Below are 11,682 nucleotides of genomic sequence, written 5' to 3' on the forward strand. Positions count from 1 at the left end.
TCAAAATTCTGTAACGTTTTCGACAAGCACATTACCATATTTTGCTTTATAATTAAGTTGTAAAAAGGTTATACAAAAGAATTGGGAGGAATCTACTATGAATAATACATATACAAATATTTTAATTGCAGTGGACGGTTCCAAAGAAGCAGAAAAAGCCTTTAAAAAAGCAATTCAAGTTGCAAAGCGCAACAACGCAACATTAACAATCGCTCATATCGTTGATGTAAAAGCATACTCTGCTGTAGAAGCATATAGCCGAGCAATTGCTGAGCGTGCAAATCTCTTTGCAGAAGATTTATTAGAAGACTACAAAAAGACTGCAACTGAAGCTGGTCTTGAAAAAGTAGAAACTGTATTAGAATTCGGTAATCCAAAATCTAAAATTTCAAAAGAAATTGCTCCAAAACATAAAGTAGATTTAATTATGTGTGGTGCAACTGGTTTAAACGCTGTAGAACGCTTCTTAATCGGTAGCGTCTCTGAACATATTATTCGCTATGCGAAATGCGATGTCCTTGTTGTCCGTGGTGAAGAAGAGCAAGGTGAACTATAATTTATCAAAAATATAAAAGCATCAAGCTCATGTAGGCTTGATGCTTTTTTGTGTATTCAAATATCAAATAACAAAATATACCTTTGCTCCCATTCGATTAACTTAAAAATCGAAGGATAGAATATATCTGTTCGGTTACGCTAAGAAAAAAAGAATCGAGGGATGCTACATGGGCGATTCCGAACGAATTATTTTAGATGTAAATGATGAAGAAATTGAAATGCTCGACACAATCTGCTCTCATTTTAAAGAAAAGCATGGTGTTGAGCTGAGTCATGGTGCACTCCTCCGTGATTTAATGGATATTGAATATATTCGTATTACAGAAAATCGGCATAAATACGAATAAGAAAAGACGTTCAGTAATTGGCAAAACCACCTTACTGAACGTCTTTTTAATCATTTATATACGATTCTTTTTATGCCTTTTTAACAAATTCAGATTTTAATTTCATAGCTCCAAATCCGTCAATTTTGCAATCAATATCATGATCTCCATCAACTAAACGGATACTCTTTACTTTTGTACCTATTTTTATAACGGATGAAGTTCCTTTTACTTTAAGATCTTTGATTACTGTTACAGCATCACCATCGTTTAAGATATTTCCATTTGCATCTTTAACAACCTTTTTGTCTTCACTATTTTCAGTTTCTGACCCTAGAGCCCACTCATGCGCACACTCTGGGCAAACAAATAGACTTCCATCTTCATACGTATATTCTGAATTACATTTCGGACAGTTCGGTAAGTTTTGCATATTTTTTATTTCCTCCATTATAAAAATTACTCTTAATTCCCTTTTTCATACTTACGTAAACTTAACAATTACGAACTGGAAACTCACGAAAAATAGGGATGTTCCTTATATACTGCCATAGTATTTTCAGATTGACAAGCCAACTTTATGTGAACACGTTTTCTAAAAAAGAAAGCACATCATATAGTGTGCTCTCCTTCTTTACGTTGATGGCAATGCGGTAAACTTAGATTGCTAAACATACTATTCCAGATGAAGAGTTGTTTTAGCATGGATTCCCCTTCCAAAATACAAAACAATTATAATGATGGTATAATTAGGAAAATGAACTAGGGGGTTCTGGTACATGAAATCTGAAAGTATATCAAAACATTTTCACACATTAAATCAACAAAGATCTCAATTTCTCCCTAAACTACAATCACTTCCGCAAGAAGAACTATGGCATCGAAATAAAAATGGAAAATGGTCAATTGGGGAACATCTCTACCACCTGTACTTAATTGCAAAAATGCTAAAAGTTGCAATTAAGTTTTCTTTCACACTTCTTCCCTATGCCAAAATAAGAAGAAATGCTCCGTTTGCAACTGAAATACATGACATCTATGCAGTATACAAAGAAAAAAATGGGAAAGGAATGAAAGCTCCTTGGATTTTAGTACCATCCAAAAAAATCTATTATTCTATGGATGGTAAAGAACTGGAACGATTGCTAGTTAACGAAACAAATGCAATCAAAATATGCGTTCAAAATATAGAAGAAAATATCGCGGGGCACATTGTATTTTTGGATCCACTCGCTAAGTATCCCAACCTAATTCAAGCCATTCAACTTTTAGCGATACATGAGAAACATCATTTTTTAATCATTGAAAATATCTATAAAACGATGCATGCACGTAGTCTAGAAGCATAAAAACACTAAATCAGTGAGAGCTAAATCCCTCACTGATTTAAGTTTCACTTTATCTTCACTTCTTCTCCTACATATTCCAAATGCCATGCATCTTGAATAGATAATACTGGAGATCCGCTTGTATTCTTTGCAAATCGAAGAAGTCCATATTCTCCTGCGTAAAATATAGAAGCGTTGATCGGAAAACAAGGATAGTGCGGGTCTTCATCTACAAATACTGGTTTACCTTCTTTTGTTAAGAAGCTAAACTCAAATACGCCTGCTGAATATGTTCCCTCATAGCCCTTCCATTCTACTGCCTGAACATGCTTTCTTTGTAAATCTGTATACTTACAAGGGCTTCCATTAATAACGATATACTTTGTTCTTAAATCCATTACTCGAAACCCTATCGATACTACCTCACCATTATGACGCGCTATATAGAAATCCTTTCGAACAGGTTCTAATTGCATTTTTTCTCCATTCCACTCCATCATAAGAGCAGTATCTTCAATTGTTATACTGACAAATCCTCTTTTTGCACCTAAATACGTCCCTTCATAGTTTCTCCAACAATCCGAATCAACCTGAACAGGAGTGATTTTAGGTTTAACAGTTTGTCCTATGAATTGGTTCATTAACATCTCTATAATTTCCCACCCATAATCCTGCGTCGCCATCGTCACAAATCCTAGCTTTTTCTCTGGGAACAATACTAAAAAACATTTATATGTGCTTATCGCTCCGCTATGCCATAGCATTTCGCAGCCTCGCTCTTTCTCTATTATCAAACCTAAACAGCTACCAAACTCGTTTAAAGTGTAGTTATCAACTTGCTTCTTATGCATTTCCTCAATTATTTCTGACCTTAAAAAGGTCTTACCATCTAAAATCCCTTTATTTAAATGCATCATCGCAAAGCGAGATAAATCTGTTATGGTCGACATTCCAAAAAAGGAAGGATAATTCGTTACATTTTCTGCAAATTTATGTTGTACCTTCCAATCGCCTTGTTCTGTTTTTTCATGGGCTAAAGCAAGAGGATATGTCATCGCTTCAAGCGGATCATACATTGTTCTAGTCATTCCAAGTGGATCTAATACATATTCCTTCATGAGCTCTGCAAACGGCTTTTTACATACAGATTGAGCTACATATCCTGCAAGATTATAAGCATGATTTCCGTATGAATATAGGATGCCAGGTGGAGTTACTAGTTTCAAATTAGGAACTATTTCCTCTATATAAGATACCCATCCTGCCTGATCACGAGGTCCCTCTATATCTCCTCCATCAGGTAAACCCGCGGTATGACTTAGCAACATACGAAGAGTTATGGTGCGAGCGTATTCTTGATTCTGCAGGGTAAACTCTTCTATATACGTACAAATTGGAACATCTAAATCTAAAATCCCCTCTTCTACGAGCTTCATTATTAAAGTCCCTGTTAAACTTTTACTAACTGATCCAACGCGGAACAATGTATCGGTCGTAACCTTCTGATTCGATTCTTCCCAGTTCATGAGACCGAATGCCTTTTCATACAAAATTTCTGTTTCATTTATGATTGATAGTGCAAACCCCGGTACTGTTTTGTTCTGTACTTGTTGTTCTATATGCAATTCAATATCTTTTATAGATAACACAGGGCATTACCTCCCTATTCTTTTTGAATTTCATTTGAAGTAAACTCTTTAATAAGTTGGCATAATAGACGCTCCTTACATTACTAAATCTTCCACCTACCCAAATTTCAACTTAAGATTGCGAAACTCCTTTCTCCTTTAACACACTTATTATTTTTTCTAGTAAAAAAAAGAGGATACCCCGCTCCTATATGGAGCGGGGTATCCTCTCATCCTTATAAATTTACAGTCTCTCCCACTAACACCTTCGCTTTTTCCAGTGCATTTTGAATTTGTTCGAATCCTGTTCCACCTGCACTATTACGACGTTTTACCGCTGCATATGGCGAAAGAACTTCATATAAATCTTCTTCAAATAACGAACTCATTTCTTGATATGTTTCTAGCGGTACATCTAATAAATAGGTTCCTTTTTGCGTACAATGAAGAACGAGCTTTCCAACAATTTCATGCGCCTGACGGAATGGAAGTCCTTTGTTTGCTAAGTAATCAGCAATTTCTGTTGCATTGGAGAAGTCTTGTGTTACGGCTTGCCCCATTTTTTCTTTGTTTACAGTCATCGTTTCTAGCATGCCAGCCATAATGTGCAGGCAGCCTTCTACTGTTTTCACCGTATCAAACATACCTTCTTTGTCTTCTTGCAAGTCTTTATTATAAGCAAGCGGCAATCCTTTCATTACCGTTAACAAGCTAAATAGATTGCCGTATACTCTCCCTGTTTTACCACGAATGAGTTCAGCCATATCAGGGTTTTTCTTTTGCGGCATAATGCTGCTTCCCGTTGCGTACTGGTCGCTCATTTCAATAAATTGAAATTCCTGACTGCTCCATAAAATGAGTTCTTCACAAAAGCGTGATAAATGCATCATTAGTATGGACGAATTGCTAAGAAATTCTAGTATGAAATCACGATCACTCACTGCATCTAAACTATTTTCATAGATTCCTTCAAAACCGAGCAACTCTGCGCTATACGAACGGTCAATCGGAAATGTAGTTCCCGCAAGAGCACCCGCACCAAGCGGAGAAATATTAATGCGCCCCAGTGAATCCTCATAACGATTTACATCGCGCTCTAACATCCAAAAATATGCAAGTACATGATGAGCAAACGAAATTGGCTGTGCACGTTGCAAATGTGTATACCCCGGCATAATCGTTTCAATATTCTTCTCTGCTTGATGAACAAGAACCGATTGCAGTTGTTTCGTTGCCTTTATAATATCTTTCACTTTATTACGTAAATATAAATGCATATCTGTCGCAACTTGATCATTACGACTTCTTCCTGTATGAAGCTTTCCACCAACGTCACCAATTTGTTCAATTAACATTTTTTCAATGTTTAAATGAATATCCTCAGCATCTACTGAAAAAGTTAACTCATTTACTTTCGCTTTTTCTAATAAATGTTGAAGGCCTTCTTTAATTTTCTCTGCTTCTTCTTTTGTCACAATCCCCTGCTTCGCAAGCATCGTAACGTGAGCGTTACTTCCTTCTATATCTTCTACCACTAATTTTTGGTCAAAGGGGATGGAAGCTCCAAACTCCTCGACCCACTCTTCTGCTTCTGCTGTAAAACGGCCTCCCCAAAGTTTGCTCACGCTTCCACCTTCTTCTGATTTACTTGGCTGTATACTTTTGTTGGAAGACCAAATAAAGAAATAAAGCCAACTGCAGCATCATGGTTAAATTCATCATCTACTGTATATGTTGCTAATTTTTCATCATATAGAGAGTATTCTGATTTACGTCCTTCTACAATTGCATGACCTTTAAATAATTTCACACGTACTGTACCTGTTACTGTTTTTTGTGTTTCTTGTAAGAAAGCAACAAGCGCTTGTTTTAAAGGCGAGAACCATAAACCGTTATAAATTAATTCCGTTAATTTTTGCTCAATCATTGGTTTAAAATGAGCTACTTCTTTTACAAGCGTTAAATCTTCTAACTCTTTATGTGCTGTAAGTAACGTCATTGCTGCTGGGCATTCATATACTTCACGTGATTTAATCCCAACAAGGCGGTTTTCCACATGATCAATACGCCCAACCCCATGTTTTCCAGCAAGAGTGTTTAACGTTTTGATTAGTTCTGAAAGTGAATAAGAAATGCCATTTAATGTTGTTGGTACCCCTGCTTCAAATCCAATTTCCACAAACTCTGGTTTATTCGGTGTATCTTCTAATGCTAATGTCATTTCATATGCATCTTCTGGAGGCGCTGCCCACGGATCTTCTAAAATTCCACATTCATTACTGCGTCCCCATAAGTTTTGGTCAATTGAGAACGGGCTATCTAAATTGATTGGGATTGGGACATCATTTTCTTTCGCGTACGCAATTTCTTCTTCACGTGACCATTTCCATTCACGTACTGGCGCAATTACTTCTAAATACGGATTTAATGCTTGAATAGAAACTTCAAAACGAACTTGGTCATTCCCTTTTCCTGTACATCCATGTGCGACAGCACTTGCTCCTTCCTGCTCCGCAATTTCTACAAGTTTTTTTGCAATTAACGGACGAGATAATGCAGAAACAAGTGGATATTTCCCTTCGTATAACGTATGACCTTGTAGAGCCATCAATGCATATTCATTCGCAAATTCTTCTTGAACATCAATCATGTAAGATTTAACTGCGCCTACTGAAAGTGCTTTTTCTTTTACAAAATCCAAATCTTTACCTTCCCCTAAATCTAAGCAAAGCGCAATAACATCATAATTTTTATCTTGTAACCATTTAATTGCAACGGAAGTATCAAGACCTCCGGAATATGCTAACACAACTTTTTTCTTCTCCATTTTATATCCCCCTAAAGAATAAATATTCATTATCATTAATAATAATTCAAACTTTAACACCTTTTATAAAATGAATCAAGGGATATTAACAAAAAAAATTCTAACAATTTCATCGAACTTCTTTCTTTTTTTCGGTACAATGGAAACAGAAAATGGGGGTGTCTATATGGAACAATATTTTATATACGATGAACACCTAGGAATAGAAGTACCTGAACTACAAGAAGAATGGGAAGATATCCCTGAAAACATGCAGCATGCAATTTTATTAAAATGGGAACAAATTCGTGGAAAAATACCTGATCGTATAAAAGAACTGGAATATCATATTAACCAAAAACAACAGCGTTTAAATAACGAGGAAAATTTTGAGATTTCTTGTAAACTCAATTCTGAGATTGCCGATTTTGCCTCTATCATTAACGATTTATGGCTATGGTATCGTCTTACTCAACATGTGTCTGAGGGAAAAGCGCATCAATAAAAGAAGCATGCCCTCATTTACTGTGGGTCATGCTTTTTTCATAACAAGGCTTGCAATATATATTTTTCGCTGATTTCGCTAAGCATACATCAAAAGGACCTACTAACAGATTCCTTTCTTTTGGTAACTTTACAAAGGCAACCAATTCTTCTTCATATTGAATTTTTTTTTGACAAAGAGAACATACTAATTCTTTTCTTTTGAACATATCTTTGAACATACTATCCCCTCCCTTACCATTCATCCATCTATACAAATATACTCTCATACAAACTTATTTTTGTAAAAAAATAACACAATATACATTCCCCGCGTCATATACTAACGAAAAGAATTTGTACAGAAACATGACTCTACAGGAAGTTTAATTTTTATCCCCCATTAACTGGGATGCTTTTTTCAAAGAAAAAAGTGACAAACAGGAAACAAGTGAGTAAATTTCAGTACTTCTTTCTTATTACTTATTGGACATCCTCTCCCAACTCCTAAACAAATAGGACTATTTTGCAAAAATATTTAAAAATAGCAGCATACTTCCTATAAAATTACAAATTCTGTAGTTTTTCTCCGGTTATTGTCGGTTTCCATCCGCATACATTTTTTGAAAGTATGATATAATAATATAAAATCTTTTACAGAAAGGATTTTGATATCATGATCGCTCGAAGGAGCATGTGGCATCGAATTGACGAATCTTACACGTAGCGTATTTTTTTGCTCAGATACTTTAGTCTAGCGAAAAAAATACGAGAGTGGGGAAATTATGATTGCCCGAAGGATAATTTGGCAACGAAAAGACTCTTCTTACACATAGCGTTTTGTTTAGGCCTTTATTGATAATTACTAAACAAAACGAAGAAGAAGGCAGGATTGCTAAATAACCAATCCTACTCAAAGTTTTGTTTAGTCGTTTTTAGACTTAAACTAAAACGAAAGTAGGGAGAATTGATGGACGAGAGGATTATTCGTTATTTCTTCAGCGATATATAGCGTAGTTAGTTTGATGTAAACTAACTGAAGGCTATATGAGCTCGTAGTTAGTTTACAAGATGAAAAGAACTACTAACTACGGAAAGAAGGAATAACGATGAGGAACATCCAAAGTCGACAAATTATTAAAGAAATTTTTATGCTTTTAATCGGTTCATTTATTTTATCAGCAGCACTATATCACATTCATTTTCAAAACCACTTAACTGAAGGTGGCTTTGTAGGAATTGCACTATTTATCCAAAACTTTTTTGATATTTCACCGTCAATTTCAACTGTAATAATGGATATCCCGATTATTTTGCTATGTGCTACATTTTTAGGTAAAAAGATGGTTGGTTATTCATTTATAGGATCGATTTCATTTGGAGTATTTTATTCTTTAATGGAAAACTATTCTCCATTTACAGTAGATTTATCAAATCATTTATGGATAGCTGCAGTACTAGGTGGTGCGCTGGCTGGGATTGGACTCGGTTTTATATTGCGATTTGGTGGTTCAACCGGTGGAGACGATATTTTAACAATTGTACTAAGTAAAAAAACTCGATTTACAATTGGTCAGATTTTCTTCGTCTTTGATGCGATTGTACTTACACTTTCATTATATTATTTAACTTGGACAGAAATTGCTTTTACTATTCTTTCAATTGCTGTGCAGGCAAAGACGCTTGATTTAATTTATTATCCAGCAGAAGAAAAGAAAACAGTATCTATTCCAATATCAAAACAACATGCAACAAACTAAAAGCGAAAGGCCTTGGCCTCTCGCTTTTTTTATGCTCTTTTTTCTTTTTCTACTATGTAACGCACTTGGTAGAACCTGGTTGCAAATTCTGTTACATTCCTTGTTAGACGGTAATTCACCGTAGAACCAATCGCCATCCCTAATACAGGAATACCTTGAAATAGTTTACGTCGAAGCGCATAAATAGAAAAAGTCTTCAAAATTTGTTTTAACAAAATTTCTGTAGAAGCTGGTTTTAATACTTCTTCTTCCCCTTCATAAAAGAACGAATCCTCTTGTTCTAGCTCCTGAAGCAAGTTATACCAAGCATATTGCTGAAGCCTTGCTGGCAGTAAGGCAGCATGGAATACTTTTAAAGCGAGCATCATTTCATATGGCTTGTTCACATCATGACCAAATGATGTTGCAATAAGTTGAACTGCCTTTACATTTAACGCAATCATGACCGGAAAATCAGCTGTCAACAATAATAAACCACCGACTCCAGTTGCTCCTCCCTGTACAAAAGAATATAAACGATGACGCGCGGTCTGTTGCTCTGCTATGTATGTTAGTTGATCAATGGATAATGCTTTCAATTCTCCCAGCTGTTCAATCGATTCATCAAACAACCGCGCTGTTCCTAAAATACGATTTCGTGCATCAAGCTGCGATTGTGAACTCTGAATCAATGCATGAAGATGAAATAACCATCCGTCTGCTTTCGCAAAAAATTCTTTTCGCTTTTTCTCCGGAACCTTTGCGACTGAAGTATGCAACCACTTATCAAACATCTTTTGAAAATCGGTTGACTCCTGTTCCAATAGCTGTCCTTCCCAATTTTTAACCTCTTGTAAAATGGCTTGTTCTCGCTTCGATTGCATCGTAACAACCACCTCGCTCAATTTTGTTCTATTGTAACATATTTCAGATTTTTCTTTACAAATCTGATAGGCTAAACATATATTTATCCAATATATAGGAGGTTATAATATGTACCCACGCGCAAAGGCATTTGGAATCCTACTCCATAACAAGCGTATTCTTGTTCAAGAATATCAAACAGAAATTCAAACATATTACAGGCCACTCGGCGGTTCTATTGAATTTGGAGAGAAATCAGATCAAACAGTGATTCGTGAATTTAAGGAAGAAATTAATGCACAAGTAGAAATTACAACTTACTTAGGATGTCTTGAAAATATCTTTTATGTAGATGAGGAAGCCGGACATGAGATTATTCAATTGTACTCGCTTCATTTTACAGATACATCATTATATGGAAGTGAAATGATACCTATGCAAGATAACGAACGAAGTGCATATGCAAAGTGGATTCCCATTACAGCATTTCTCGGGCAAGAAAAAACTTTGTATCCAAATGGAATCATGCATTTTCTCGCAACAAAAATAAAAGACGGAATCCTATAGGATCCCGTCTTTTATTCATATATTAACCAATATTTCCAAGACGTAATACGTCACGAGCAATCATAACTTCTTCGTCAGTTGGAATTATAATAATTTTCACTGGAGAGTGAGGGAAGCTGATGAATGCTTCTTCGCCACGAACATTGTTACGTTTCGGATCGAAGTATACTCCCATAAACTCAAGGCCTTCTAATACACGCTCACGAATTAGAGAACTGTTTTCTCCAATACCAGCTGTAAAGATGATTGCGTCTACACCTTTCATACGAGCTGCATAAGAACCGATATATTTATGAATACGCTCTACGAATATATCTAACGCTACCTCTGCACGGTGATTTCCTTCTTTTTCCGCTTGTTCGATGTCACGTAAGTCACTAGAGAATCCAGAAAGACCTAGCATACCACTTTTCTTGTTTAATACGTTTAGAACTTCTTCTACAGATTGTCCTGTTTTTTCCATTAGGTATGGAATTAACGCAGGATCAAGGTTACCAGAACGTGTACCCATTGTTACACCAGCAAGTGGAGTGAAGCCCATAGAAGTATCGATAGACTTTCCGCCTTCTACAGCTGCGATACTTGCACCGTTACCTAAGTGGCAAGAAAGTAAACGTAAGCTTTCAAGTGGACGACCTAATAATTCAGCTGCACGCTGTGTTACATATTTATGAGACGTTCCGTGGAAACCGTATTTACGAACACCATATTTCTCATAGTATTCATATGGTAAGCTGTATAAGAAAGATTCTTCCGGCATTGTTTGATGGAATGCTGTATCGAATACTGCAACTGCTGGTACGTTTGGAAGTACCGCTTGGAATGCTTTAATACCAACAACGTGTGCTGGATTATGAAGTGGTGCTAATTCGCTTAAATTTTCGATTTCCGCTAATACTTCGTCAGTAATTAAAGCAGAATCATCAAACTTTTCGCCGCCGTGTACAACGCGGTGACCGATACCGCTAATCTCATCAAGAGATTTCACGATTCCGTTTTCAGTTAATTTGTTAAGTAACATATTAACTGCTACTCCATGGTCTGGTATACTTGTTACTTCTGTTTGTTTTTCACCGTTCACAGTAATTGTGAAGATACTATCTTCTAAACCGATACGTTCTACTAAACCTTTTGTTAATACTGTTTCACTTGGCATTTCAAATAATTGGAATTTCAAGGAAGAGCTTCCTGCATTAATCGCGATGATTTTTGACATCTAGTCTTTCGCCCCTTTTTTCTCTTGGTAGTTGTGTGGATGAGACCACAAACCGCTCGATTTTATCTGTTTAAATATACCAAAGATGAAAACGTTTCATCCCCAGTAAATTTTATACTCACGAATTTAATTTAAACATCGTACGACATATATTTCAAGTGAAAAAA

Annotated in this window: 13 protein-coding genes; 6 read left to right on the top strand and 7 right to left on the bottom strand. The window is 35.9% G+C overall.

The window, feature by feature from the left end; all coding sequences use genetic code 11:
* The first annotated feature begins 97 nt into the window (after positions 1 to 97).
* Positions 98 to 556: a universal stress protein gene (locus BLV40_RS05450; RefSeq protein ID WP_026593661.1), complete on the top strand. Its 459-nt coding sequence runs from the start codon at positions 98 to 100 to the stop codon at positions 554 to 556.
* A gap of 169 nt (positions 557 to 725) precedes the next feature.
* Positions 726 to 905: a hypothetical protein gene (locus tag BLV40_RS05455; RefSeq protein ID WP_026593662.1), complete on the top strand. Its 180-nt coding sequence runs from the start codon at positions 726 to 728 to the stop codon at positions 903 to 905.
* A gap of 70 nt (positions 906 to 975) precedes the next feature.
* On the opposite strand, the gene BLV40_RS05460 is transcribed toward BLV40_RS05455, so the two are convergent.
* Positions 976 to 1,317 (bottom strand): zinc ribbon domain-containing protein YjdM, encoded by a 342-nt coding sequence (locus BLV40_RS05460; protein ID WP_026593663.1) that lies wholly within the window; start codon positions 1,315 to 1,317, stop codon positions 976 to 978.
* 346 nt (positions 1,318 to 1,663) lie between these two features.
* Between BLV40_RS05460 and BLV40_RS05465 the strand changes: the two genes are divergently transcribed.
* Entirely contained in the window at positions 1,664 to 2,233 is a 570-nt protein-coding gene (locus BLV40_RS05465; protein WP_090687884.1) for a DinB family protein, read from the top strand.
* A gap of 44 nt (positions 2,234 to 2,277) precedes the next feature.
* Here BLV40_RS05465 and BLV40_RS05470 read toward each other — a convergent pair whose 3' ends face one another.
* The 3 genes from BLV40_RS05470 to BLV40_RS05480 all read right to left on the bottom strand — a co-directional run bounded on the left by BLV40_RS05470 (position 2,278) and on the right by BLV40_RS05480 (position 6,667).
* Positions 2,278 to 3,861 carry a serine hydrolase domain-containing protein gene (locus tag BLV40_RS05470; protein ID WP_090687886.1) on the bottom strand — a complete coding sequence of 528 codons (1,584 nt, stop codon included), beginning with the start codon at positions 3,859 to 3,861 and terminating at the stop codon, positions 2,278 to 2,280.
* Positions 3,862 to 4,076: 215 nt separating this feature from the next.
* The gene (argH, locus tag BLV40_RS05475) at positions 4,077 to 5,465 is read right to left on the bottom strand and encodes an argininosuccinate lyase (RefSeq protein WP_090687889.1); all 1,389 of its coding nucleotides are present in this window, start codon (positions 5,463 to 5,465) and stop codon (positions 4,077 to 4,079) included.
* Positions 5,462 to 6,667 (bottom strand): argininosuccinate synthase, encoded by a 1,206-nt coding sequence (locus BLV40_RS05480; protein WP_090687891.1) that lies wholly within the window; start codon positions 6,665 to 6,667, stop codon positions 5,462 to 5,464. Before BLV40_RS05480 ends, argH begins: the two co-directional genes overlap by 4 nt.
* A gap of 166 nt (positions 6,668 to 6,833) precedes the next feature.
* On the opposite strand from BLV40_RS05480, the gene BLV40_RS05485 reads away from it, so the two are divergent.
* Positions 6,834 to 7,151, top strand: coding sequence for a radical SAM protein (locus tag BLV40_RS05485; RefSeq protein ID WP_090687893.1), 318 nt, complete (start codon positions 6,834 to 6,836; stop codon positions 7,149 to 7,151).
* 13 nt (positions 7,152 to 7,164) lie between these two features.
* Here the strand turns inward: BLV40_RS05485 and BLV40_RS05490 are convergent, their stop codons facing one another.
* Entirely contained in the window at positions 7,165 to 7,371 is a 207-nt protein-coding gene (locus BLV40_RS05490; RefSeq protein WP_090687896.1) for a hypothetical protein, read from the bottom strand.
* Positions 7,372 to 8,238: 867 nt separating this feature from the next.
* Between BLV40_RS05490 and BLV40_RS05500 the strand changes: the two genes are divergently transcribed.
* Positions 8,239 to 8,889 carry a YitT family protein gene (locus BLV40_RS05500; protein WP_026593670.1) on the top strand — a complete coding sequence of 217 codons (651 nt, stop codon included), beginning with the start codon at positions 8,239 to 8,241 and terminating at the stop codon, positions 8,887 to 8,889.
* 29 nt (positions 8,890 to 8,918) lie between these two features.
* On the opposite strand, the gene BLV40_RS05505 is transcribed toward BLV40_RS05500, so the two are convergent.
* Complete coding sequence (locus BLV40_RS05505; protein ID WP_026593671.1) at positions 8,919 to 9,752, bottom strand: EcsC family protein; 834 nt, start codon at positions 9,750 to 9,752, stop codon at positions 8,919 to 8,921.
* A 109-nt stretch (positions 9,753 to 9,861) separates the two neighbouring features.
* On the opposite strand from BLV40_RS05505, the gene BLV40_RS05510 reads away from it, so the two are divergent.
* Positions 9,862 to 10,299, top strand: a complete 438-nt coding sequence (locus BLV40_RS05510; RefSeq protein ID WP_026593672.1) for an NUDIX hydrolase — start codon at positions 9,862 to 9,864, stop codon at positions 10,297 to 10,299.
* 22 nt (positions 10,300 to 10,321) lie between these two features.
* Here BLV40_RS05510 and BLV40_RS05515 read toward each other — a convergent pair whose 3' ends face one another.
* Entirely contained in the window at positions 10,322 to 11,515 is a 1,194-nt protein-coding gene (locus BLV40_RS05515; protein ID WP_090687899.1) for an acetate kinase, read from the bottom strand.
* Positions 11,516 to 11,682: the final 167 nt, after the last annotated feature.

Origin of the sequence: Bacillus sp. 166amftsu (genome assembly GCF_900107445.1) — a bacterium.
Classification (GTDB): domain Bacteria; phylum Bacillota; class Bacilli; order Bacillales; family Bacillaceae_G; genus Bacillus_A; species Bacillus_A arachidis.